The following is a 23,857-nucleotide window of genomic DNA, read 5'->3' as shown; positions in this document are numbered from 1 at the left end:
GTGACGACGGCGAGGACGCTCAGGAAGTTGCCGATCATCGCCGCGAGAGCCGCGACGATCGGGTTGATCCCGAGGAGGATGCCGATGCCTGCTGCTCCCTCGCCCTCGATGTACGGAATGGTGCCGGCGAGGGCGACGCCCACCGGTTGCACGATCTCGGGGAGTTGCTGCACGAACTCGCGCACTCCCTCATACGGATTGTCCACTGTGTTCTCCTCGGTTCCGGGGCCGCCCGGGGCTGCAGATCGTCGCATTCGATGCGAGTCGGTGTCAGCTGCGGAGCGGCTCTGTTCTGGTACGGGACCAGTTGAAACCATGTGCAAGGAACAGGGTCAAGCCGGGGTGGATGTGGTGTCGGACACCAGCTCCCGGAGGGTGCGCCGGCGCCTATCTGCCGCCGTCGGGCGTGGAGCCCTGCTCCACCCGCACCGCGCCGTCGACGTCCTCGGTGGGTGCTTCCTCCGCTGCCGCCGCGTCGAGGTAGGACGCCGAGATCCGCTTGTACACGGGGGTCAGGAAGGCGAGCACCGCTGCGACGATGATCACGATGCCCGCAACGAGGAACACGAGGGCGATCCCGCGCGACGTGCCCTCGCCCAGGAGCGGGGCCAGCCGCTCGGCGCCCTCCGCGGAGCGCGCGTACGGGATGATCAGGAACTCCGCGAGGGGCGCGACGACGAACGCCGTGAGCGGGGCGGCGGCGGACTCGAACGCCATGGCGAACCCGAACACCCGCCCCTGCCGGTTCAGCGGCACCACGCGCTGGATGACCGTCTGCTCGGCGGCCTCGATGAACGGTACGAGCACGAGGTAGAGCCAGATCCCGAGCACGTACAGCCACGCCCACTCGCGCACCGTGAACAGCGCCCCGATGAGTCCCATGGCTACCACCGCGAGGAGCATGGTGCGCAGCGGGTTCCTGCCGAGCCCGAACTTACCGATCAGGGCGCCACCCACGAGGAACCCGGTGGCGCCGAACGCGAAGACCGCGCCCCACATCTCCACGGAGAACATCTCCAGGCCGTAGGGATCCATCAGGGCCATGTAGACGCCGCCCACGAAATTGTTGAACGTGGAGAACAGGACCAGGGCGAACAGGCCCGGCACCGCGAGGACGGCGAGGTAGGAGCCGCGGAGGTCGAAACCGCCCTGGGCGTCCGACGCCGCAGCGTGCACCTCTTCGGGCATGCGCAGCGTGAGCAGGTGGGCGAGCGCCAGGGCGGTGAGGACGAGGGCGACGACGATGGTGCCGCCCATTCCCAGGAAGCCCACGGACAGCCCCGAGAGCACCGACGTGATGATGAACATGATGCCCTGCACCATGCCGACCAGCCCATTGGCGTTCGCCCGACGATCGGGCTCGATGAGGATGGTGACGGTCGTGGAGAGCGCGATGTTGCGCATGTTCTCGACCACCGCACCGATCAGGATGATCACCGTGAAGAGCCAGAACCAGGGCTGGCGGAGGTCCAGCATGGCGTCCGTCGGGATCACGAGGAAGAGCGCGCCGGCCAGCACGAACATGAGCAGCGTGAACGCCCCCGCGAAGCGCATCACCGAGAGCTTCCGGTAGCGGTCCACGAAAGTGCCGAAGCTGATGCTCGAGAGCGCGATCAGCAGCATGTAAGCGCCACCGATCACGCCGGTGGCGATCACGCTGCGGGTCTGCAGGTAGGCCCAGAAGGTCAGGGCGAACCACAGGTAGCTCGTGGTGATGTTCGCGACGCCCGTGTTGACGAGGATGCCCATGAACGTCCGGCGGCGCTCCTCCGCGCTGCGCACGGACAGATCGACGCCGGCGGGTGGGTCAGATGATGATGACGACGGCGCTGCCTCACGCGCACGGGGAGCCTCGCCGGTCGTCGCGGCGCGGTCGGCACGCGCAGGATCCGCCTCGTCCCGGGTCATGCGGCCAGTTTACCCAGGGGAGGCCGGCGGCTGAAGGACCGCTGTCACGCTCCTGCGGGTGGCAGCGGACACCGGTCCTCCTCGTCACTGTGCGCGGGCGTCGTCGTCGGCTGGACGCGGCTCGGAGGCACCCCGAAATGGCGTCGGAACGCCCGGCTGAAGGAGTCGGGGTCCAGGTGGCCGCTCTCGTGGCAGGCGGAACGGACGCCGTGTCCGGCCTGCAGCAGGGAGTAGGCATGCTCCAGGCGGAGCCGCCGGATCTCGGCTCCGGGCGGGCGGCCCACGCCCTGGAAGAGGGCTTGCAAAGAGCGGATCGACAGGTGGGTCTCGGCGGACAACTCCGCGAGGGAGAACATGGGGTCGCGGAAGCGTGCCCGCATGATCGTGGAGACGTTCTCCCGAACGGTGGTGCGGCTGTGCGCGGAGTTGGAGGACGTGATCGGGCGACGCACCGGCGTGACGACGCCCGCGCGTCCGACGGCGGGCGGCGCCGGGCGGAACTGCAGCAGGGTCATCCCGGAGCGCCCGATCGGCCGGGCGGACCAGGAGACGGGTCGCAGATCCCCATGACGGGTGAGGAACCACTCGGAGGCGGCGGTCGGTACGCCGGTCGAACCGTGCGAGCGGACGATCGGGCAGTCGTGGGAGGAGTAGTGCGAGCCGTCCGGGCGGATCCTGTGCAGCAGGTCGTGACTCGGGCCGCCGACCACGTCCACGCCGCTGCGGTACCCGAGGAAGGAGATGGCTGCGGTATTGGCCAGCACCACCCGCCCCTGGGGGCCGATGGCCCAGAGGGGGATGGAGGCGGCGGAGATGATCTCCGCCAGCAGCGCGGCATCCACGGACGAGCCGTTCGGGCCATGGATCCCACCAGGACGAGTCAACGCGGTCATGGGTCCTCCCGTCGTGGGGTCCACGGTATCCGCGGGGTGTTTCCCGCCGCGTTGCCGGCGTGTTTCACGAGCATTAATTTGCCGGCCGCCTGCGTGTTCTGCAGGGTGCTCTGCGCGGAAGGCCTAGTCGTGTGCCCCGCGCCGCTGGTGGGCTGGATCCCGTCAGGAGGCACCCGGCCTCCCGTCCCATCTGGAGGAATCATGACGTGGAACGACCCCCGTGACGCCGCGACGCACGCGGTGCGCGGAGCGGTGCAACGCACCGGCACGACCTGGGCGGCAGTCGCCGAACACATCGACCGCCCGCTCCTGTGGACCATCGCCGCGCTGCTCGGCTCCCACCCTGTGCCCGCCGGGCCCGCGGCGGAGGTGGGCACGCTCCTGGGGCTCGACGACGACACCGTGCTGGCCCTCCAGCGCCAGCCCTACCGCCTGGGAAGCGACTCGCTGAAGGCCGATCCCACCATCTACCGCTTCTACGAGCTCCTCGCGGTGTACGGCCCGGCTCTCAAGGAGGCCATCCACGAGGAGTTCGGCGACGGCATCATGAGTGCGATCAACTGCAACGTCGAGCTCGAGCGGCGCGCAGATCCCGACGGTGACCGCGTGCGCGTCATCATCGACGGCAAGTTCCTGAAGTACCAGTGGTAGACCGAGCCCGAGACGGAGCACCCCCATGTCCTACGTAGCCCCGAAAGACTTCGCCGTCCGCATGATCGACGCGGGGCAGGCCAAAGCCCTGATGTCCACCCGCGACACTCTGATCCGGAGCTTCATGGCCGGAGCCATCCTGGCTCTGGCGGCGGCCTTCGCCGTCACGATCAGCGTGCAGACCGGTCAGCCCCTCCTGAGGGCGGTCCTCTTCCCCGTCGGGTTCTGCATGCTGTACCTGCTCGGCTTCGACCTCCTCACAGGTGTCTTCACGCTGGTACCGCTCGCCTGGCTCGACAAGCGGCCCGGCGTCACGCTGGGGGCGATGCTCCGGAACTGGGGGCTCGTGTTCCTGGGGAACTTCGCCGGGGCGCTGACGACGGCGGTGCTCATGGCCATCGTCTTCACCTACGGGTTCTCGACCCCGCCGAGTGAGGTGGGCCAGGCGATCGGCACCATCGGTGAGGGCCGTACGGTCGGTTACGCCGAGTACGGTGCGGCCGGCATGCTGACCCTCTTCGTGCGAGGTGTCCTCTGCAACTGGATGGTGTCCACGGGTGTGGTGGGAGCCATGATGTCGGACAGCCTGCCCGGCAAGGTCATCGCCATGTGGATGCCCATCATGCTCTTCTTCTACATGGGATTCGAGCACTCCATCGTGAACATGTTCCTGTTCCCGATCGGGCTCATGCTCGGCGGCGACTTCACCATCGGGGACTATCTGCTGTGGAACGAGCTTCCGACCGTGATCGGCAACCTCGTGGGCGGGCTGACCTTCGTGGGCTTCGTCATCTTCGGCACCCATGCCAGGACGGGCCCTGTTCGCGGGGCGAAGGTCGACGCGCCCGACGCCCCGGTCGCGGCCGAACTGGCAGCGCGGCGATGAGTGGGAGGGCGGCGGCCGCTCGGGCCGTCGCCCTTCAGCGGCCGGATGCCGGAGCGGCCCGCCGGTGCGTCCGCGGCTAGACTGGCTCCACTATGGACCGCATGCGCAAGCTCCAAACCCCCGTCGTCTGGCTCGTCATCATCGCCCTGGTGCTCAGTGTGGGTGCGGGCCTGTTCTCGGTCATCTTCTGACGCTGCGTTCGCTCGCTCCCCGTGATGGACGCTGGGTGAGCCGGGAACGCCCGTAACGCGCTACCCGGTTCAGCGCCACCGCCGTCCTGCCGAGGTCTCCGGTTGTCCCCGACCCGCTCCACACCTAGGGTAGTAAGCAGGCTTAGCTTCACGGCCCAGTCGACAGCCCATGGAGCGCCCTCGTGGCGCGGGACACGCACACCGCACAGGGAGAAGTGACATGACCTCCGAGAGCACAGCAGGATCAACCGACCAGTACACCTTCCAGAACCCGGTCACCCGTTTCGAGAGCATCGAGCCGCCGGCGGAGCACGTGCCCGAGCCGGGCCTGGAATCGGACATGCAGCCGAAGGCGGACCGCGGGGAGATCTCGTACCGCGGCACGGGCAGGCTCGTCGGCCGGAAGGCGCTGATCACCGGATCCGATTCGGGCATCGGTGCCGCCGTCGCCATCGCCTACGCGCGGGAGGGTGCCGATGTCGCCCTCTCCTACCTCCCCGAGGAGGAAGAGGACGCCCAGGTGGTCAAGGGGCTCATCGAGGCCGAGGGCCGCACGGCGGTCTGCATCCCGGGTGACCTCAAGGACCCCGAGTACTGCGTCTCGCTGGTGCAGCAGGCGGTGGACGGGCTCGGCGGGCTCGACATCCTCGTGAACAACGCGGGCAAGCAGGTTGCCGTGGAAGCTCTCGAGGACATCACGGACGAGCAGCTGGACCACACCTACAAGACGAACATCTACTCGTTCTTCCGGGTGACCAAGGAGGCGCTCAAGCACCTCCAGCCCGGCTCGGCGATCATCAACACGACGTCGATCCAGGCCTACCAGCCCTCCGCGACGCTCGTGGACTATGCCAGCACGAAGGCGGCGATCAACAACTTCACGAAGGGTCTGGCGCAGCAGCTGGCTCCGAAGGGCATCCGCGTCAACGCCGTGGCGCCCGGGCCCATCTGGACGCCGCTGCAGCCCTCCGGCGGTCAGCCCGCCGAGGCCCTGCCGGAGTTCGGCAAGGACACCCCGCTGGGCCGCGCCGGTCAGCCCACCGAGCTCGCTCCCGCCTACGTGTTCCTGGCCTCGCCGGAATCCAGCTACGTGCTCGGTGAGACCCTCAACGTCAACGGCGGTATGCCCTCGCCCTGATCCACCCGGCGCCTCCTACACAGAGATGCCCCGGATTCCTCTCGGAGTCCGGGGCATCACTGTGTAGGACCTGGGTGGTCCTGCAGATTTACGCGGCGTCCTCGAGGGCGTCGAAGTCGGTGCGGTCGACCCGCCGGTGGTACCGCATGCCGGCGAGCCCGCCGAGGATCGCACCCAGGAGCGCGATGGCGGCGACGACGAGCAGGCTGATCAGGCCGGGGCCCGCGAGATCCTGCGTGGACGGCACGCCGACACCCTGGAAGCGATCCGTCACGGCGCTCTGGTTGCCGACGATCAGGCCGATGATCCCCAGCACGACGGCCACGATCACGGCCCAGAGCCAGACGGCGACACCCTGCTTGAGGCCGCTGAACCGGGCCATGCGGCCCGCCACGTATCCGCCCGCGAAGTAGGCCACGAGGAGGATGACCCCCAGCACGACGGCGGCGGTCACACCCGTGGACTGCGCAGCGGCCGAGCCGCTCTGGAGATTCGTCGCCGAGAGGTCGCCGCCGATACCGAGGAGCGCAGCGATGCCCCCGACCAGTGCCGAGAGCAGGACGAAGAGGCCGGTGGCCGTGAGCCAGCCGAAGAACCCGGCGCCGAACTTCATGCCGCCGAAGTGTTCCTTCTCGCGCTGGTGCAGCAGCTTCCGGTCATCGAGGGTCGGCACGCCGGAGCGGGGTCGGGTGTCGACGTCGGCGGATCCCGTGGCCGCACCGCGCGGCAGGCGGTGCTCCCGCGTGCGGTCGCGGTCGTCGTCGTCCGCATGTTTCGTGGCGCTCACCGGCACCGCCTTGGTGTGGGCCTGCGTGGCGGGCTCGTGCTGTCGGGTCGCCGAGACCGGCGTGGGGTCCTGCCGCCGGGTCGGGGTTGAATCTGGGCCCGCGCCGGCGGAGGTCGGGGCGTCGGTCCTGGAGGAGTCGCCGGCGTCCGAACCGCCCGAGTACATGCCCGGTACGTAGTCGCCGCTCGTGTCCTCGTCCGCCGAGTACGCGCCGGGCACGTAGGTGCTGCCGCCGTCGTCGTCCCGTGGACCGCTCCCGGTGCCCGGACCGGAGTCCGCGCGCCCGGCGCTGCTCGCCCCCGCCCCCGACCGTCCGGTGTCGATGACCTCGGTGGGGTTCTGGGCGTCCTCGCGGCGGGTGCCGTCCGTGGAGTCGTCGCGGCGAGCGCCGTCGGCGCCGCCTGATACTGGTGTGCTCATGGGTCCTCCTGATCTCGGGGCCCTCAGGCTCGCTAAGGTGGCTTACTATCCGCCCCAGTATTCCACGCGGGACCCCGCCCCGGTCCGTAAGCCGCACCGCGCTCTCGCAGGACGACGGCGCAGTGGGCATGCAGGGCGGCGGTGCCTCCGGGTGCAAGACTGGAGCCATGGATCTCCAGGTGTTCATGACGGTGGTGTGCGGAGCGTTGATCGCCGTGGGTATCGCGGGCGTGGTGATCCCGGTGCTGCCGGGCAGCATCCTGATCATCGTCTCGCTGCTGGCCTGGGCACTGACGGTCGCGAGCACCGAGGGGTGGGTGGTCTTCGCGATCGGGACCGTCCTCGCCGGAGCCGGACTGGCCGCGGGGATCGTCCTGACCGGCCGCACCCTCAAGCAACGTCAGATCCCCGGCCGGTCCGTCACCGTCGGCGTGCTGGCCGGGATCCTCGGCATGTTCGTGATCCCCGTGGTGGGCCTCTTCGTCGGGTTCGCCCTCGGGCTGTTCGCGAGCGAGTACTCGCGCCAGCGTGACGGCCGGGCCGCCCTCACCTCGAGCCTGCACGCGCTGAAGGCCACCGGGCTCGGCATCCTCGCCGAACTGGGCCTCGCGTGCCTGGCCGGGACCACGTGGGTCATCGGCGTGTACGTCTACTTCGCGACCGCCTGACCGCGCTGACAGGTGGCCTGCCGGGCGGACGTCCGGTCAGGAGCGCCCGGAGATCGACAGCGCGGCGACGATCAGTGCGAGGTGGCTCAGCCCCTGGGGGATGTTGCCCATGAACGAGTTGTCCGACGGTTCGATCATCTCCGACATGATGCCGACGTCGTTGGCGAGCGGCAGCAGCTGGTCCATCAGGTCCACGGCCTCGTCGCGGCGGCCGACGGCGACGAGTGCCGACACCATCCAGTAGGCGCAGGCCACGAACGTGGCCTCCTCGTGCTGCATGCCGCTGTAGCGGTAGAGCAGCGGCCCTGCGCCGAGTTCGTCTCGCAACGCGTCGAGGGTCGAGGACATGCGGGGGCCGGTGTCGAAGCCACTCATGGCGTGCAGCAGGATCGAGGCGTCCAGTTCCGGGGAGCCCGGGTACCAGATGTAACTCTGGCGTTCCTCCGACCAGCCGTGCTCGTGCACCCAGGCCTCGATGCTGTCGCGCTCGGCGGCCCACCGCTCCACCGGGCCCTGCAGTTGTCCGTGCTCGGCGAGCATCACGGCGCACCGCAGCGCGTTCCAGCAGCCGAGCTTCGAGGTGACGTAGTGGCGTTCCTCGGGCAGTTCCCACATGCCGGCGTCGCGTCGGCGCCAGATGTCGCACGTGAGGTCGGCGAGATCGGCGAGCTGGCGCATGGTGGCCGGGTCCAGCAGGTGCCCGGCCTGGACGTACTGCCACACGATGTCGAACACGTCGCCGAAGACACCGAGCTGCAGCTGCCCGGCGGCCGGGTTACCGTCCACCACGGGGCCGATCTTCCTCCAGCCCGTGAGGTCGGGGCGGCTCGTGCCATCGGGGGTCTCGCCGTTGAGCCGGGTGAACACCTGCAGGTCGGAGCCCTGCGAACGGAGGTTCTTGAGCATCCAGGAGACGGCGGCATGCACCTCCTCCCGGAGACCCGCGCGGGTCAGCGAGTGGAGCGTGTACGCGGTGTCCCGCGCCCAGGCGTAGCGGTAGTCCCAGTTCTTGCCACCGGCCGCGCTCTCCGGGAGGGAGGTCGTGGCTGCTGCGGCGATGGAGCCGGAAGGGCTGTGCAGGAGGAGCTTGAGCGCCAGGGCGCTGCGGAGGACCTCCGGCCTGTAGTCGCCGTCGTACGCGAGCTCGTCGGACCACGCCTGCCAGTTGCGGATGGTGCGGTCCACCCCGGCGTCGATCGTCGCCGGATCGGGCTGGGGGAGGGGTTCCGCATGCGTCGAGACGACGGCGACCAGGTGCCGCGAGCCCTCTGACGTGGTGAAGGCCCCCTCCACCTGTCTTCCCTCCGCCACCTTGGGTCCGTGGTCGATACCGCGGATACTGAGCCCCACGGCGTCGATCCTGAGGACCGGGTGGTCGGCGTCGCCGTCGAGCCATGGGGAGGCGGAGCCGAAGCAGGTGCCGGGCGTGATGGACCACGCCATGTCCACGGCGCCGGTCAGGCCGTCGACGCGGCGGGCCAACTCGCCCCACGGCAGCCGCCCGGCAACACCGGTGTTCAGCGAGTCCGTGACCCGCGCGGTGCCGGTGGCCGTGGTGTAGACGGACTCGAGGACGTTCGTGCCCTCCACGTAGCGCCGTTCCACGCTGAAGTCCGTGGTCGGCGCCAGAGCCATGAAGCCTTCGTCGGCATCGAGCAGCCGCGCGAACGCCGGCGTGGAGTCGAGGTCCGGCGTCGGATACCAGTCGATCGAGCCGTCGAGCGCCACGAGGGCCACGGTCCGGCCGTCACCGATGGCCGCGTACGAGCGGATGTCGGCGAAGCCGTCCTCGTCACGCCGAGCCATGGCCGGACCGTCCATGCCGTGCGCGGACGTCAGTTGCCGTTGTAGCGCTGCTTGTCGGCCCGGGGCTGCTGGCCGTCACGGCGCTTGTTCATGATGCGGGTGGCGATGACGGGTACGAGGGCGATGAGGATTCTCTTCAGCACGGCGGGCTCCTTGGTTGGCGGGGTCGACGACGGGATGCGCCGTGCTCCTCATGGTACTGATGATCAACCGGCGGATGGTTCGTGCGTGACGAACGCCCGCAGCGCGCGGAGCTGGGTGTCCCGTGCTACCGGATTCAGATACATCATGTGCCCGGCCTCGTGATAGTGGTGCGTGAAGCGGGCCCGGGCGTGCTCGTCGAGGTTCATGTGCGCCCACACGTACTCCGCCGCGAAGTGGGGTGTGGCGCCGTCGTGATAGCCGTAGTCGACGTGCACGCGGAGGTTCGGGTTGTGGACGAGCAACCGCTCCAGCACGCCCGAGACGTCCACCGGCGCACCCTCGAACGTGCGGTAGCTCCAGGGGTGCACCCGCGCGGTCAGGATCTCGTAGGGGAGGTCGTTCTCGTAGCCCAGTTCGGCGCGGACGTAGTGGTTGATCGCCGCCGAGTACGGCCCGGTGATCGCGCGGATGCTGGGGTCGTCGAAGGCGTCCGAGGCCTGCAGGCTCTCCGGCCTCGCGGAGAACCGGCCGTCGATCCGACCGACCGCCAGACCCTCGGAGCGCAGGATCTCGGCCGCGAACTCGTGGTAGGCCCAGCGGAAATTGGTACGGCGGATGAACGCCTCGTCCAGCGTGGTGATCGCGTGCAGGCGCGCGACGACGTCGTCCTGCTCCTCCGCCGTGAGGCGGGTGCCCTGCGTCAGGGCGTACCCGAAGTCGCGGGCCGCGTACTCCTCGGCCTCCCGGACGACGTCCGACAGTGCGCGGTCGCCGTGGCGCCCGTGGTAGTGCGCGATGGCGGCGTAGGTGGGCAGATGCAGCGCGTAGGGGAGGTCGCTGCCGGGGAAGAAGCGCAGCGTGGACATGTTGAGCACGGTGGAGATGAGGCCGAGCCCGTTGACGGCCATGCCGTAGGCGTCGAAGAGGCGGCCGGCGACGGCGACCGCCCGGAGCGTGCCGTAGGACTCGCCCACGAGGTACTTGGGCGAGAGCCACCGGTTGTTGCGGGTGGTCCAGAGCCGGATGACTTCCGCCACGAGATCGCGGTCCTCCACGAAGGCGTGGAACTCGTCCGCCTTCTCGCCCTTCACCACGCGGGAGAAACCGGTGTCGACGGGGTCGATCATCACGAGGTCGCTGGACTCCAGCAGGGAGTCGGGGCTGTCGACGAGGCCGAACGGCGCGGGGGTCATCGCACCGACGTCGCCCGAGTTCACGAGCCGCGGGCCGAGCAAACCAAGGTGCAGCCAGACGGACGCGGACCCGGGACCGCCGTTGAACGCGAAGGTCACGGGACGGCCCGGCTCGGCGTCCTGCTTCGTGTACGCGACGATGAAGATCTCGGCCTTGGGCTTGAAGCCATCGGCCCTGCCGTCCTTCGTCTCCTCCCGGCGCAGCACGAGGCGGCCTGTCGTGGTGGTGTACTTCAGGCCCGACGGCGAGACGTGCTCCTTCACCGCGAAGTCGTCGGACACCTCCTTGGCGTCAGCGCCTGCCTGATCCTTGAATGTGTCCTGCGCCTCGTCAGCCATGGGGCCATGCTACCGGTGCCCGAGGCAACGGACGCAGTGTCACCGGCGATGTCAACGGGGATGTCTTCGACGATGTCGGTGTCGCCGACGGTGGCTCACCGGGGGTGGGGCGCCGTCTCCCGCTCTCCGGAGCGTGACCTCTCCGAGGACGTTCCGGAGGGCCCGGCGGGTGTGTCCTGGGTCGGTTCGGGTGTGTCGTTCGAGGACGCCGGCGTTTCGGCGTTGGGCACCGCCGCTCCGGCATCGCTCGCCCATGCGGTGGTCTGCTGGGGCTTCGCGAAGAACAGAGCCGCGAGGAAACCGATGACGATGACGACGGCGGGTAGGTAGAGCGACTGCCCCATCGCCAGGGCGTACCCCGCCTTCGCCTCCTCCGGCAGTGCGGCGCCGGGGGTGGCGCTGACGCCGTCGCCACCGATGTTCGCCAGGAGCCTGGATTGCATCATCGCCCCGATGGCGGCGCTCCCCAGCACGGCGCCCATCTGCCGGGTGGTGTTGTACACGCCGGAACCCGCACCTGCGAGGGACGGCGCGAGGTTCCGCGTGGCGGTGAGGGAGACGGGCGCCCAGATGCCGGCGCTCGCCAGCCCGATGAGCGCGACGGGCAGCAGCACCATCCAGATGGGCACGTCAGCTGTCAGGATCGAGCCCATCCAGAACAGCGCGATCGACAGTCCGGCGAACGCGGCGATCGCCATGTACTTGGGATTGCTGCGCTGCACGTACTTCCCGACGAACGGTGCCAGCACACCGGAGATGATGGCCATCGGCGTGAGGAGGAGTGCGGCCTGCGTGGGGGAGAGGCCGCGGACCGTCTGCGCCCACAGCATGAGGGGCAGCGTCATGGTGGTGATGGCGAAGCCCATGGAGGTGATCGCCGTGTTACCGAGGGAGAAGTTGCGGTCCCTGAACAGGCTCAACGGCACGAGCGGCTCGCCCCGGTTGACCCGCTGCCACAGCACGAACGCGACGAGCAGCACGATGCCCGTGATGATCAGCAGCCAGACGGAGATGGGCCCGGCGATGGTGCCCCAGTCGTAGCTCTCGCCCTCCTGGATGCCGAAGACGAGACAGAACAAGCCCGCCGCACTGAGGAAGACGCCGATCATGTCGAAGCGGTGCGACGTCGTCGGCAGGGTGGGGACGAGACGCGAGGCGAGGATGAAGCCGATCACGCCGATGGGTACGTTGATGAAGAAGATCCACTCCCAGCCGGCGGAGTCCACGATCAGCCCGCCGACGATCGGCCCGACGAGCGTCGCGATGCCCGCGACCGATCCCCACAGTCCCATGGCTGCGCCGCGGCGCTCCGGCGGGAAGATGCGCGTGATGACGGACATCGTCTGGGGCGTCATGAGGGCCGCCCCGAACCCCTGCAGCACGCGGGCGATGATGAGCGCCTCGACGGTCCCGGACAAACCGCACCACGCGCTGGCGAGGGTGAACACCACGAGCCCCACAAGGTAGATCCGCTTGGGGCCGAAACGGTCCCCGAGCCGGCCGGTCACGAGCAGCGGCACGGCGTAGGCCAGGAGGTACGCGCTGGTGACCCAGATGACGCTGTCGATCCCGGCGTCGAGCCCCGCCATGATGGCCGGCGTCGCCACCGAGACGATGGTGGAGTCGACGAGGATCATGAAGAAGCCGATGACGAGCGACCACAGGGCGGGCCATGGCCGGACGTCCGGGACCTGGGGTGCGGGGGTCCGCGCGGGGGAGTTGCTGGGCATGGGTCGAAGACTACGCCCGGTGCCTGACAGTCCGCGGACCGATCCCCGCACCCCGCGGCTTTGGGTGTCGGACGTCCTTCTGGGTACAGTGTTGGTGTTCAGAAGTGGTGTTCGGGGCTTTAGCTCAGTTGGTAGAGCGTTTCGTTCGCAATGAAAAGGTCGGGGGTTCGATTCCCCCAAGCTCCACCATCGGATGCGTGAAGAGCGCGGTTCCTCATCGAGGAACCGCGCTTTTCGCATGTGGGCCTGCTGACGCCGCTCGGAGCCTAGCGGGTCGACGGACCGTAGTTCCCAGGACGACGACGGCGTAGGGTGCGAGGCACGACGACGGGGGACACCATGACACAGCTCGAGGTCAGGACCATGAGAAGGTCCGACCTGTCCGCCCGACCGGACAGCGGCGTTCTTCGACGTGTGCTCCAGATCATCGCCGTAGGGTCATGGCTGCCGTTGGCCTGCTTCAACCTCTCACTGCTCGGCCATCGCCCGGCGGGCGGCCCTATCCTCGAGTTCCTCGTCGGCGCAACCATCATGGCGCTGCCCTGGCTGACGCTCTTCGCCTGCCTCAGCTTCTTCCTCGACCGTCGCTCCACGAGCTGGTGGGTCTGGCCGTCGAACCTGGCTTTCGTGACTCTCAGCATCGGCCCGTCCGTCTTCTACGGGTACCTGCACATCGTCGCGCTCACGCGGTTCATCGCCGCACAGGTGACGATCGGGTGATGACAGCGGCAAGCAATCCGGTCATCCTGCGACAGGCCTGCGCCGCGAGCAACCTCGAGAAGCCGATCAGGGCATGCCCGAGGTCTCCGACCTCAACGTGCTCCCGCACCAACGCAGAGCGGGAATCGCAACGTGTCTGCTCGATCACCTCGAGCACGTCGCAGGGCAACGCTCACCTGTGATCGGATTGGGGGTGGGACTGTATGCCGATTACGGTGCGGCTCACCGACTATATGTAGGCCGCGGGTACGTCCCGGATGGTCAAGGCCTGATGTACGCGAACCGCGCAGTGCGGGCAGGCGAGAGTGTGGTGCTGGACAACAGCGCGACCTTGATGTTCACGAAACGGCTTGCCACCACCTCGTGAGTGGTCCTTCCTCGCCCCACGGACGGGGCAACGCGAAGGCGTCAGCCGGCACGCCTCCAGTCGGTGACGTCTGCGTGCGCCACGAAGCCCGCCGCCAGGTAGGTTGCGACAGCAGCTGTGTTGGATGCCTCCGCGCAGACGACGGCGCTCGAGGAGCCCATCCGACGAAGTGCGTCCACTGCTGCTCGTGTGATCTCCGTGCCGTGCCCGCGACCACGGTGGTCCTGGTGCACCGCCAGCGGTTCGATGAGCCCGGGACGTCCCTCGTCGGCGGACCACACCGCCGCGACCGCCACGGCTGGCCCTTCACTGCACCGGAGGGCCAGGATGCGCGCGCCGCGGACGAAGGGGCTCATCGTCGCCAGACGCCACCCCTGCACGAAGCGTTGTCGGTCCTCGTCGGAGATCGGTGTGCTTCGGAAGGCGGACCAGTGGACAGCCACCCACTCAGCGGTCTGCGCTGGTTCGAGGATCTCGGTCCGAAGGGCCGAGGCGTCGGGCTCTGGTGAGAAATCGTGATGAAGCGGTGTCCACGGTTCGTCGTCGGACCAACCGTTCCGTGCGAGGTGATTCGTCAGAGCGGCTGCACCACGTGCCTCGATGGTTGCCGCTTCTGCTTGGAGGACGCCGGCCGAAGGGTCATCCACGTCGGCGGCGACGCGAGCGGCGAGAGCGTCATCACGGCACCGCGTCGGGTCGACGGCGAATCGCAGCAGGTCGGCACCGTCGAGGAGAGCGACAGTCAGGAGCGATCCGTCCTGGGACCACACGCGCATGGCGGCGGCGGTGGCGACCGGCCCCCTCAGGGAGTACCAGCCGAAATCGCCGGGATGTAGCTGCAGCGCCCCGCCGTCGTGGTGCCGTGACCCCACCACACGGCCGATCTGGCCGAGCTCGTCGATGCTCGGTGTTCGAAGGACGATGCCCACAGCCTTCACCTTCCTCCTTGACGGACCGCGCCGGGCCTAGCTGACGCGGCGGAATCGATACGGCGGAGCGATCCTGTGCCGCCGATCGCGGGCGATCAGCAGAACAGTACCGAGAGCAGAAGAGCGCGGCCCCTACGAGAGGTGCCGCGCTCTGTTGCATCCGGTCGATCTACCAATCAGTGGTCAAGCGTCGCTCAGGCCTGGTAGCTGCTCATCTGGGCGTTGGGAGCCTGGCCGAGCGGGAGGCGGGCTGCCTCGGTGCCGAGGTAGCGCGCTGAGCCGTACGAGAGGACGAAGTACATGATCACCGCGAAGAAGAAGATGAGGACAGCTGTCACGACACCCTTACCGAAGACCTTCGCCAGGTTGATGGCGATCAGGACGATGAGGACGATCTGCACGACGGGGATGAAGGCCAGAAGGACGAGCCACGGCGAGAGCCCGCAGATCTGCAGGAGGACGACGATGTTGTAGACCGGGACGAAGGCCGCCCACGCGGGCCGCCCGGCCTTCTTGAAAATGCCCATCAGGGCCAGGCCGAGGATCAGGATCCCGAACACCGCGCTGATGAGTCCGCCGATTGCCGCACCCGCAGCCGCTGCGGCGTCGTTGGTGGTCGAGGTGGTCATCAGGGGAAGAGCGCCCGAGAGGGCGAGAGAAAGGGTCATGAAGCGAACAGTATGTGGAAGTTAATGAATCCGTGACGTGCTGCGGATAACCTGCGGCTACGCGTCCTTCGCCGGTTCCCCGCCGCTCTTCCGCTCCCAGGGCTTCGCCGCGAGGATCCGTGCCAGAGGGCCGAGCCAGGACAGCACCACCAGCAGGGTGAACGTGCTGCTCAGGGACGATCCGATCGTCGTCGACGGCAGGAGTTGATGCACTCCCACGAGGATGGTCAGCACGAGCAACAGCTTCTTGATCCCGCTGAGCACGTGCGTGGGCACAGGACGGGGCCAGGGGGTGAAGTCGACGGTGTCGATGGTGCCCGGTTGGTCGTTCGAGCTCATGCGGCCCTCCTCAGGAGCATGGTGTGCACCTCCATTATCCACTCGGAGGTCCGCATCGGGCCGTTCGTCGGCCTATCCGACGTCGATGAGTTCGCTTCCGCCTGGGACGAGCTGATGGGTCTCCCTGGCTTCGAGGTCCGCGGCGTCCGCGATGACGTCGATCGCCACTCCGGATTCCACGGCGTCGGCCACCGCGGTCTCGAGCTCCTCCGTCACCTGGTCGAGGTGCCACCGGGTGGACTCGACGTCCGCTGCCGCCGCCGCCACCTTCCGCAGGTACGGGGAGAGGGCGAGGGCCAGGTAGGCGGGTTCCTCGTGGGCCAGCTGGAAGCCGCAGGCACAGGCCCAGACGAGTTCGATGTCGGCGGGCCGTGCAGATTCACCGATGACGCCGTAGGGCGTCCCGCGGTAGGACGTCTCGCGCAGGACCATGGCGTCGCCGCAGTGGAGCGGAGCATCGGTGGCGGGCTGGGCTGCGTCGAGCGTCTGCGTCATGTCCTCATCGTCCTTTGTCCGTCCGCGAAGTATCACGGCTGATAGTTCACAAAACTAGTTATATGAGGAATGACCTACTTCTGTCCACCCGGCAGCGCCGTGACGAAGTGGCTGACGCCATCGGGCTCCCGCGGGTGTAGGCGGTCGTGGTCAGCCGACGGCCGCGAGGGTGGAGTTGATCAGCTCCTCCAGCTGGCCCTGCGTCCCTTCGGGCACCTCGCCCGTCGCGGTTCGGACGGCGGTGACGGAGAGGTACCCGCTGCTGCCGATCACGGTCATGGTCTGCTGCTCCCCGCCGTCACCCGAGGTCTGTCGGGTCACCGTCCCGTACGTCTCCTGTGCGTCGGTGCCGGCGTCGAGCGACTCGACGGTCTGGGTGACCTCGAAGCCCTGGGTCGTCAGTGTGAAGGTGGCACAGGTGTCGAGCGCCTCCGTGCTGGCGGTGAGCCGCTCCTCGGTGAACGCGGTGTCGTCGGACGAGGCCACCGAGACGAGGGTCTGGACGGCGTCGCCCTCCGCGCCCGAGACCCCGGTGGCGTACCCCGCGTCCTCAGGGACGTCGAAGCTGTTGGACACGTAGACGCTGCACTCCTCGGGAGTGATCGTCACGCCTTCGAGGAACGCCTTGGACTGCGCCATGCCCTCCGCGAGATCGGCGGTGGGAATCACCCTCAGCGTCTCCCCGTCCGCGTCCGTGACCTCCCCGAGGAACCCGGACAGCTCCTCCGACGAGTAGGTCCGGCTCGCATGTGCCTCCTCCGAGGGCGTGGAGCAGGCGGTCAGGGCGAGGAGGGTGGCGAGAGCGAGACCGGCGACGGTCAGGGGGCAGGGCATGGAGGTCCTTCGGGTGGATGTCGGTCCGTGACTCCGGCAAGGCTAACAACACAGCCCGATGGTCAGGCCAGGCGCTGGGGAGAAGCGACCACTGCCGGCTGGAGCCGGCGCCCCGTCCGCCGGTACACCTGCGCGCAGAGCACCACGAGCAACAGTGCGTGCGCGGCGTCGCCCCCGTAGTACATGAGCTGCGCAGCCTGCTCCGTGTCGGCGGGGAGCCCCGGCCGCTCCGCCACGCCGTAGAGATGCTTCGCGACCACGCCGTGCGCCGCGATGGATGCGACCACCACCGCGCAGCGCAGCCAGGGTGCTGCGCGGTGCGGGTTCGGATCGGGGCCGACGACGGCGTAGGCGAACAGGGCGCCGGACGCCAGGAAATGCAGGTGCAGGAGCGGTCCCAGCACCGGGCGGTGCAGCATCGCGAGGCCCGAGCCGTCCCAGTAGAGCGCGGCCATGGGCCCGGTGGTCAGCACGGCGGCGGTCACGGGATGCGTCATGGCCCTGACCGGTAGGGACCGCGCGATCCTGCTGATCCGCCGTCCGGCATGCGCCGGCACTGCACGGAGGATCAGCGTGACGGGCGCGCCGAGCACCAGCAGCACCGGGGCGATCATCGCGAGCACGACGTGCACGGCGGTGTGCGTGGTGAGCGAGCCGGCGGCGTGGTTCGCCACGGGGCCGGTGGTGACGGCGACGCCGAGGCCCACGCCTGCGAGCCACGACGCCGTCCTCCCGGGCGGCCAGCTGCCGCGCCCCCGCAGGGCGGCACCCCTGCCGGCGAGCAGGTAGAGGACCGCCAGCGCGACCCAGAGCGCCATCCAGAGGACGACGACGGTGGCCTCCCCGGGCAGCCCGGCGCCGGGCCCCGGCGGCAGCGGATGCCCGTGCGGGTCAGGCACCGCCACGGGTGGACCTCGCCGTGCGTCGGAGCCCGAGGAGCATCAGGGCGCCGGCGCCGAGGATCACCAACGCGGAGAGGTTCCACACGAGGTCGTACGGCAGCAGGTCCACGCCGTACCGCACTTGATGGAGGCCGAGCGCCTTGTGCTGCACCAGGCCGTCGTACAGCTGGAATGCGCCGACGCCGAGGAGGATGCCCGCAGCCCAGGTACGCAGGTGCAGGATGCCGCGGCGTCGCAGGTCGGCGAACAGGAAGAGGGACGCCACCGTGGCGAACCAGCTGAAGGCGTGGAAGACGCCGTCGGACACGAGCCCCGCGGCCGGCGTGGACCGGTCGTAGAAGTGGTGCCAGTGGAGGAGCTGATGGAACACGGTCTCGTCCACGAAGGCGACGATCCCGAGGCCGAAGAGCACGCCGACGAGGACGTTGCGCCGCGTTGCCTCCTGCGGGGAGGACAGGCCGGGGCCCGGCCGGGAGTCGCCGGGCCGCGCGCCCGACGAACGGGAGGATGACGTGATGGTGGCCCCCTGGGACGTCGGTCAGCCTGCTCGGCATGGTCTACCGATCAGCGTTGCAGGGCCGGCGGATCGCGTCCATCGCACACGTGCGTCCGTCAGGGGGCTTGCGCAGCCCGGCGAAGATGCTCATGGCGCGCGGAGTCCGCTCACGGTGCGGATCGGCCGTCGGTGTCGAGGCGCCGGAGTATCCGCTCCCACACGGACGCAGGCGGCGGCGGTGCGGGGGAGTCGGGGTCGTTCAGGCGGAACAGGTCCGCGCGGACCACGGCGACGGCGGACTCGCACTCCGGGCAGGCGCGGACGTGGCCGCGTTCGCCGTCGTCGACCTCCTCGCCGAGCGCGAGCAGCGCGGCCGTACCGCGATCCACATGCTGCACGCTGCTCCCCGCGGTAGTGCGGGGCGCACACGCGGCCCGCAGGCCGGACGGACACCGCCCGGCTTACGCTCGTCGTTCGGCGCGGACGCCCGGATGGTCCGGCCCGCCCGGAAAGACCGGCGACGTCGGTCGTGCCGGGGACACACGGGCGATGGACGCGGTGATCGGCCCGCCGAGGAGCCGATGCCGGTCCTCCCACCAGTCCGCGGTGTCAGCAGGGGGCGCGGCACGCTGCGGAAGCGCCACGACCACGCCATTGCGCCCGGGGTGGGCCAGGATCATCCGGAGGACGGCGAGGAGTGCGGTGGGGAGGGAGACGAGGACGGCGACTGCGATGGCGTACATGGCCAGCGCTGCGTGCAGCGGCGAGTGGTACAGACCCTCGAGGAGTGCGGCGCTGCCGAGCCAGACCCACAGCCAGAACAGGCCGATGACGTAGAGCAGCGTCCGTGCACGCCTGTATCGCAACGCATGACGAATTCGCCCACGCTCCATGTGTGTCTCCCCAGACTGATGAATCGGGTCCGCCCCAGCGGGACCCTGCCTGAATAGTAGTCCCGGATTCAGGCTTTGCCGCCGTCCGGTATCAGAATGAGACGTGGCAGAAACAGGGCGGTCGGAGCACAGCCCGGACATCACTGTCCGGAGGGTCCACGGCGACGGCGTCTGGGCGCGTGTGAGCTCGGTGGGGGAGGCCGGAGGGCGCGCGTTCGTGCTGGTCTCGGGTATCGGGGTGTCCTCCCACTACTTCGAGCAACTCGCGCCCCACCTCCTGCGGTTCGGGCCGGTGCACGCGCTGGATCTGCCCGGGTTCGGCGGAGTGCCGCACGCGCGTCACGCCCTCTCGATCGCGCAGTTCGCCGACCTCGTGGCGAAGGCCGTCGAGGATCTCGGGCTCGAGGACCCGGTGATCGTGGGGCACTCCATGGGCACCCAGATCTGCACCGAACTCGCGGCGTCCCGGCCGCAGCTCTCCACCCTCGTGCTGATCAGCCCGGTGATCGAGGCGACGGCGCGCTCCGTGCCCGTGCAGGCCTTCCGCTTCCTGAGGGCGGGTCTGCGGGAGCCCTTCCGGGTGAAGCTGCTCGCCGTGGTCGCGTACCTCACGTGCGGATTCGGCTGGTTCCTGAAGATCCTCCCGCGCATGATGTCCTACCGCATCGAGGAAGCGGCCGCCCGCGTGCGGGCGTCCACGCTCGTCATCCGCGGTGAGCACGACGCCGTATGTCCGCGCCCCTGGGTCGCACAGCTCGGCCGGACGTTCCCCGCGACCGCCGGCGTCGTCGAGATCGAGGGAGCCGCCCATTCGGTGATGCACGCGCACGCCCGTGAGGTCGCCGAGCTCTGCATCCGGCACGCCACGGGAGGGCCCGCGGCGGTCGCCCCTGCCCCCGTCTCCACTGCGGCGGACGACGGCGGGGACGGTGCGCCGAGCGCCACTGCGGCGGACGACGACGACGCCGTGACGGCCATCGCCGTCGTCCCGGCACTGCCGAAGGAGGACGCCGACCTCGCTGTGACCGAGGCCGCCCGGGCCGTGATGGACGAGGTGGAGGGCGTGGCCATCGAGTTCAGGGGTAACGCGTCCAGTGATGACCGCCTCGTCGAACGCGGCCGCGAGCAGCAGGCCGAAGCGCGGTCGAGGGGCCGCACCTAGGAGGGGACGGGTGCCGCCGTCAATCGATGAAGTGGGTGCGCACGGGGTCCTTCTGCCCGAGGGACCGCAGCAGGTCGGCTGCGAGGTCCCGGAGCTTCAGGTTGCGGCCCTGGGACGCCGTGCGGAGGATCGCGATGGCTTCGTCCTGGGTGCACCGGTTCTGACCCATGATGGCGCCGACCGCCAGATCGATGGTGGTGCGTGACTGCATGGCGGCGGTCATGTGCGCGGCCTTGTCGTCGAGCGCGGCGATCCGGACGGCCAGGCGCAGGGACTTCGATGCGTCGCGGGCGATCCCCTCCGCCACGGCGATGCTCCGCGCTTCGAAGGCGTGCGGTTCGAGGGAGTAGAAGTCGAGGCCCGCGCTCGCCCCCGAATCCAGCCGGATGGGGATGCCCAGCGCCGATCGGACCCCATGGCGGGCGATCGCCTCCCGGTACGCGGGGAAGCGGGTCTCCAGGAGGAAGTCCGGCACGTGGACGGTGTGGTCTTCGCGGGCCGCGAGAAGGCAGGGCCCGTCGTCGAACCCGTACTGCACCTCGTCCATGAGTTGCGCCCGCTCGCTGCTGCTCGCCACGGTGGCCATCGATCTCGGCCGGAGGAGCGTGACGCCGCAGAACACCTCGCCGTGATCGACCGAGAACGCCTGCGCGGCGACGGTCACCAGGCCGTGGAGGAACTCGTGCACATCGGCGCTGTCCAGCACCATGTCCTGCAGCAGGGCGGTCATCCGGTCAGCGGATGCCTGGACTGCGAGTTCGCCTTCGTCGGGCACGGGCGGTTCCTTCGTCGAACGGTCAGCTCATGCGGAGTGGGAGAAGAACCGGGTGGTCCTTGGACAGGAAGAACCCGCGTCGACCCGGGGGTCAGGACGACGCGGTGTTCCGGGATTCTTCGTCCACGGACTGCTGGTCGGACGCCGAGTCGGACGCCGAGTCGGCGTCGCGACGGTCGAGCTCCTCGTCGAGCTCCTCGTGGCGGAAATCCGTCTCGGGATGTGTCTCGCCGTGATTGATGTGCTCGTGGTCGAGCTCCCGTTCGACCTTGCTGTTCAGTACTTCGACGTCGGGCAGGTCGAGGGACGTGAGGTCCTCGGGGAAGGGCTGTGAAGGGGTGAGTCGCGAGTCCAAGGGATCGCCTTTCTGGGTACGACGGAGATGACGGGCGGCTCTCGTCTGAACCAATGCCGAAGGCAGCACCGGGGGCTCATCCTACCCACTCCGGGACGACGTGGAGCCACAGCCCCTGTGACGCCAGCGTCAGAGGGCCGCCGGCGCCGTCAGCGTGTGGAGCAGGTAGCCGTAGGTCAGGGACGTCCGGTGAGGGTGATCGTCGAGCCAGGGGTGGGCCGCGCCCCCGGGGAACTCCATCCCCACCACGTCGGCGAGGTCGCCATGGGATCCGAAGGTCCAGCTGCTCATCACCTGTCGGCTCGTTGCTCCCTGTTCACGCCACCACTTCAGGATGAAGGCGCCCGGACCCTGGTGTTCCGCGGCGTCCTCGGCCCGCAGCAGCTCGGCGAACTCGCCCTCACGCTGGTCGTTGTCGATCACCACCAGCGTGCCGCCGGGCCGGAGGACCCGCAGGACCTCGGCCAGTCCGCCTGAGCAGTCGTTCGTGGGCGAGGGGAAGAAGTAGGCGAAGCGGGCGTGCACCACGTCGACGCTCGCGCCGGGGAGCGGGATGTGTTCTGCCGACCCGTGGAGCACCTCGGCCCCGCCCGGCCTGCCGCGCGCCGCCTCGAGGAGGGACTCATCGGGTTCCACCCCGTACACCCGCCGGGCCTCCCCGGCATAGAGCGGAAGCCAGTACCCCGTGCCGCAGCCGAGGTCGAGGAGGTCCCTGCCCTCCCACGGGCCGGCGGCCCGGAGAGCGCGCCACAGCGAGCCCTCGTGGTCGATCGCGGCGTTCTCCTTCTCGTAGAGCGCGGCGTTCCGGCCCTGGTTCCAGGCCCTGATGAAATCGGTGAACACAGTGCGTGCCGGGATCAGAGGGACATGGCCGCCGCGGGCAGGTCCGTGCGCACCGCGGCGTTCACCGATGCGTCGCCCAGCAGGCGCACGTGGTCGGGGGTGAGGTCCTCGATCCGGTTCACGCCGAGCAGCTGCATGGTGCGGGCGGTCTGCGTCCCGAGGATCTCGATGGTGCGGTCCACACCCTTCCGCCCGCCGGCCATCAGTCCGTACAGGTACGCCCGGCCGATGAGCGTGAAGTCGGCCCCGAGCGCCATGCCGGCGACGATGTCACCGCCGCTCATGATCCCTGTGTCGAGGATGATCGCCGTCTTGCCCTTCAGCTCCGCCGCGACGTGCGGCAGGAGGTGCAGGGGCACCGGTGCTCGGTCGAGCTGCCGGCCGCCGTGGTTGGACAGGATGATGCCGTCGGCGCCGTGGTCCACGGCCTTCTTGGCGTCGTCGAGCGTCTGGATGCCCTTCACCACGAGGTTGCCCTTCCAGACGCTGCGCAGCCAGTCGAGGTCCTCGAAGGTGAGCGTGGGGTCGAACATCGAGTTGATGAGGTCCGCCACGGTGCCCGAGTAGCGCGAGAGCGAGGCGAAGGAGAGCGGCTCGTGCGTCAGGAAGTTGAACCACCACGCCGGCCGGTAGGAGGCGTCGAGCACGGTCTTCAGCGTCAGGGCGGGAGGGATGGTCATGCCGTTCCGCACGTCGCGCAGTCGCGCACCGGCGACGGCGGTGTCCACCGTGACCATGAGGGTGTCGTTCCCCGCGGCGGCTGCCCGCGCGATGAGCTCCATGGAGCGCTCGCGGTCCGTCCACAGGTACAGCTGGAACCAGTTGCGCCCGTTCGGCGCGGCGGCGGCGACGTCCTCGATGGACGCCGTACCCATGGTGGAGAGCGTGTACGGGATGCCGGCGGCCTCGGCGGCACGGGAGCCGGCGTATTCGCCCTCGGACTGCATCATCCGGGTGAAGCCGGTCGGGGCGATACCGAAGGGGAGCGCCGAATCGCGGCCGAGGATCGGCGTCACGGTGCTCACGGTCTGGACGTTCCGCAGGATGCCCGGGCGGAACTCGAGGTCCAGGAAGGCCTCGCGGGCACGCCCGAGGGAGATCTCCGCCTCGGCTGCGCCGTCCGTGTAGTCGAAGGGTGCGGTGGGAGTGCGGCGCTTCGCCATGTCGCGGAGGTCCCAGATGGTGTTGGCCCGCTTCAGCCGCGCCGCCGCGCTGAACTCCGGTTTCTTGAACTGCATGAGCGGCGCGAGGTCGGCGACCTTCGGGACGCGGCGTTTGAGGGCGGGAGGCACGGAGCTGCTCGAGGGTGTCTGCATGAGGGGCCT

25 protein-coding genes, 1 tRNA gene and 1 pseudogene are annotated in these 23,857 nt (G+C 69.2%); 7 read left to right on the top strand and 20 right to left on the bottom strand.

Annotation, left to right across the window (positions count from 1 at the left end):
• The 3 genes and pseudogenes from AC4D16_RS08690 to AC4D16_RS08680 form a co-directional block, all read right to left on the bottom strand.
• Positions 1–206, bottom strand: a pseudogene (locus AC4D16_RS08690) (small multidrug efflux protein); the annotation flags it as partial.
• Between the two features lie 181 nt (positions 207–387).
• Positions 388–1,749, bottom strand: coding sequence for an MFS transporter (locus tag AC4D16_RS08685; protein ID WP_490954692.1), 1,362 nt, complete (start codon positions 1,747–1,749; stop codon positions 388–390).
• Positions 1,750–1,952: 203 nt separating this feature from the next.
• Positions 1,953–2,801 carry a helix-turn-helix domain-containing protein gene (locus AC4D16_RS08680; protein WP_490954632.1) on the bottom strand — a complete coding sequence of 283 codons (849 nt, stop codon included), beginning with the start codon at positions 2,799–2,801 and terminating at the stop codon, positions 1,953–1,955.
• A gap of 201 nt (positions 2,802–3,002) precedes the next feature.
• Between AC4D16_RS08680 and cynS the strand changes: the two genes are divergently transcribed.
• The 3 genes from cynS to AC4D16_RS08665 all read left to right on the top strand — a co-directional run bounded on the left by cynS (position 3,003) and on the right by AC4D16_RS08665 (position 5,667).
• Positions 3,003–3,452, top strand: a complete 450-nt coding sequence (gene cynS, locus AC4D16_RS08675; RefSeq protein ID WP_490954631.1) for a cyanase — start codon at positions 3,003–3,005, stop codon at positions 3,450–3,452.
• A 25-nt stretch (positions 3,453–3,477) separates the two neighbouring features.
• Positions 3,478–4,338: a formate/nitrite transporter family protein gene (locus tag AC4D16_RS08670; RefSeq protein ID WP_490954630.1), complete on the top strand. Its 861-nt coding sequence runs from the start codon at positions 3,478–3,480 to the stop codon at positions 4,336–4,338.
• A 411-nt stretch (positions 4,339–4,749) separates the two neighbouring features.
• Positions 4,750–5,667, top strand: a complete 918-nt coding sequence (locus AC4D16_RS08665; protein WP_490947809.1) for an SDR family oxidoreductase — start codon at positions 4,750–4,752, stop codon at positions 5,665–5,667.
• 88 nt (positions 5,668–5,755) lie between these two features.
• Here the strand turns inward: AC4D16_RS08665 and AC4D16_RS08660 are convergent, their stop codons facing one another.
• On the bottom strand, positions 5,756–6,874 hold the full coding sequence (locus AC4D16_RS08660; RefSeq protein WP_490954629.1) for a YrzE family protein: 1,119 nt from the start codon (positions 6,872–6,874) through the stop codon (positions 5,756–5,758).
• A 167-nt stretch (positions 6,875–7,041) separates the two neighbouring features.
• Here AC4D16_RS08660 and AC4D16_RS08655 point away from each other — a divergent pair, with 167 nt between their 5' ends.
• Complete coding sequence (locus AC4D16_RS08655) at positions 7,042–7,542, top strand: DUF456 domain-containing protein (protein ID WP_490947811.1); 501 nt, start codon at positions 7,042–7,044, stop codon at positions 7,540–7,542.
• A gap of 36 nt (positions 7,543–7,578) precedes the next feature.
• Here AC4D16_RS08655 and AC4D16_RS08650 read toward each other — a convergent pair whose 3' ends face one another.
• From AC4D16_RS08650 to AC4D16_RS08640, 3 genes are all read right to left on the bottom strand, one after another.
• A complete protein-coding gene (locus tag AC4D16_RS08650; RefSeq protein ID WP_490954628.1) occupies positions 7,579–9,348 on the bottom strand; it encodes a glycoside hydrolase family 15 protein in 1,770 nt (589 codons plus the stop codon).
• 206 nt (positions 9,349–9,554) lie between these two features.
• A complete protein-coding gene (locus tag AC4D16_RS08645; RefSeq protein ID WP_490954627.1) occupies positions 9,555–11,024 on the bottom strand; it encodes a S10 family peptidase in 1,470 nt (489 codons plus the stop codon).
• Positions 11,025–11,119: 95 nt separating this feature from the next.
• Entirely contained in the window at positions 11,120–12,754 is a 1,635-nt protein-coding gene (locus AC4D16_RS08640; protein ID WP_490954626.1) for a DHA2 family efflux MFS transporter permease subunit, read from the bottom strand.
• Positions 12,755–12,867: 113 nt separating this feature from the next.
• On the opposite strand from AC4D16_RS08640, the gene AC4D16_RS08635 reads away from it, so the two are divergent.
• Together AC4D16_RS08635 and AC4D16_RS08630 are read left to right on the top strand one after the other, a co-directional pair.
• A tRNA-Ala gene (locus AC4D16_RS08635) sits at positions 12,868–12,943 on the top strand.
• Positions 12,944–13,093: 150 nt separating this feature from the next.
• Positions 13,094–13,474: a hypothetical protein gene (locus AC4D16_RS08630; RefSeq protein WP_490947815.1), complete on the top strand. Its 381-nt coding sequence runs from the start codon at positions 13,094–13,096 to the stop codon at positions 13,472–13,474.
• Between the two features lie 408 nt (positions 13,475–13,882).
• On the opposite strand, the gene AC4D16_RS08625 is transcribed toward AC4D16_RS08630, so the two are convergent.
• From AC4D16_RS08625 to AC4D16_RS08585, 9 genes are all read right to left on the bottom strand, one after another.
• Positions 13,883–14,779: a GNAT family N-acetyltransferase gene (locus AC4D16_RS08625; protein WP_490954625.1), complete on the bottom strand. Its 897-nt coding sequence runs from the start codon at positions 14,777–14,779 to the stop codon at positions 13,883–13,885.
• A 185-nt stretch (positions 14,780–14,964) separates the two neighbouring features.
• Positions 14,965–15,438 carry a DUF5684 domain-containing protein gene (locus tag AC4D16_RS08620; protein WP_490954624.1) on the bottom strand — a complete coding sequence of 158 codons (474 nt, stop codon included), beginning with the start codon at positions 15,436–15,438 and terminating at the stop codon, positions 14,965–14,967.
• Between the two features lie 57 nt (positions 15,439–15,495).
• Positions 15,496–15,777: a hypothetical protein gene (locus tag AC4D16_RS08615; RefSeq protein ID WP_490954623.1), complete on the bottom strand. Its 282-nt coding sequence runs from the start codon at positions 15,775–15,777 to the stop codon at positions 15,496–15,498.
• A gap of 72 nt (positions 15,778–15,849) precedes the next feature.
• Positions 15,850–16,272 (bottom strand): type 2 periplasmic-binding domain-containing protein, encoded by a 423-nt coding sequence (locus tag AC4D16_RS08610; protein ID WP_490947819.1) that lies wholly within the window; start codon positions 16,270–16,272, stop codon positions 15,850–15,852.
• 150 nt (positions 16,273–16,422) lie between these two features.
• Complete coding sequence (locus AC4D16_RS08605; RefSeq protein WP_490954622.1) at positions 16,423–17,106, bottom strand: hypothetical protein; 684 nt, start codon at positions 17,104–17,106, stop codon at positions 16,423–16,425.
• A 62-nt stretch (positions 17,107–17,168) separates the two neighbouring features.
• A complete protein-coding gene (locus AC4D16_RS08600; protein WP_490954621.1) occupies positions 17,169–18,011 on the bottom strand; it encodes a cytochrome c oxidase assembly protein in 843 nt (280 codons plus the stop codon).
• On the bottom strand, positions 17,998–18,420 hold the full coding sequence (locus AC4D16_RS08595) for a DUF2243 domain-containing protein (RefSeq protein ID WP_490947822.1): 423 nt from the start codon (positions 18,418–18,420) through the stop codon (positions 17,998–18,000). The genes AC4D16_RS08600 and AC4D16_RS08595 overlap by 14 nt, the downstream gene beginning before the upstream one ends.
• A gap of 251 nt (positions 18,421–18,671) precedes the next feature.
• The gene (locus AC4D16_RS08590; RefSeq protein WP_490947823.1) at positions 18,672–18,902 is read right to left on the bottom strand and encodes a hypothetical protein; all 231 of its coding nucleotides are present in this window, start codon (positions 18,900–18,902) and stop codon (positions 18,672–18,674) included.
• A 63-nt stretch (positions 18,903–18,965) separates the two neighbouring features.
• Positions 18,966–19,370 (bottom strand): hypothetical protein, encoded by a 405-nt coding sequence (locus tag AC4D16_RS08585; RefSeq protein ID WP_490947824.1) that lies wholly within the window; start codon positions 19,368–19,370, stop codon positions 18,966–18,968.
• Positions 19,371–19,500: 130 nt separating this feature from the next.
• Here AC4D16_RS08585 and AC4D16_RS08580 point away from each other — a divergent pair, with 130 nt between their 5' ends.
• Positions 19,501–20,559 (top strand): alpha/beta fold hydrolase, encoded by a 1,059-nt coding sequence (locus tag AC4D16_RS08580; protein WP_490947825.1) that lies wholly within the window; start codon positions 19,501–19,503, stop codon positions 20,557–20,559.
• 19 nt (positions 20,560–20,578) lie between these two features.
• On the opposite strand, the gene AC4D16_RS08575 is transcribed toward AC4D16_RS08580, so the two are convergent.
• The 4 genes from AC4D16_RS08575 to AC4D16_RS08560 form a co-directional block, all read right to left on the bottom strand.
• Positions 20,579–21,334, bottom strand: a complete 756-nt coding sequence (locus AC4D16_RS08575; RefSeq protein WP_490954620.1) for an ANTAR domain-containing protein — start codon at positions 21,332–21,334, stop codon at positions 20,579–20,581.
• Between the two features lie 91 nt (positions 21,335–21,425).
• Entirely contained in the window at positions 21,426–21,689 is a 264-nt protein-coding gene (locus tag AC4D16_RS08570) for a hypothetical protein (protein WP_490954619.1), read from the bottom strand.
• A gap of 129 nt (positions 21,690–21,818) precedes the next feature.
• Positions 21,819–22,532 (bottom strand): class I SAM-dependent methyltransferase, encoded by a 714-nt coding sequence (locus AC4D16_RS08565; RefSeq protein WP_490954618.1) that lies wholly within the window; start codon positions 22,530–22,532, stop codon positions 21,819–21,821.
• Positions 22,533–22,546: 14 nt separating this feature from the next.
• Positions 22,547–23,848 carry an alpha-hydroxy acid oxidase gene (locus AC4D16_RS08560; protein ID WP_490948750.1) on the bottom strand — a complete coding sequence of 434 codons (1,302 nt, stop codon included), beginning with the start codon at positions 23,846–23,848 and terminating at the stop codon, positions 22,547–22,549.
• Between the last annotated feature and the right edge of the window lie 9 nt (positions 23,849–23,857).

Source organism: Arthrobacter sp. TJ-236, from assembly GCF_058269235.1.
This window is presented reverse-complemented; position numbering and strand designations above follow the sequence as displayed.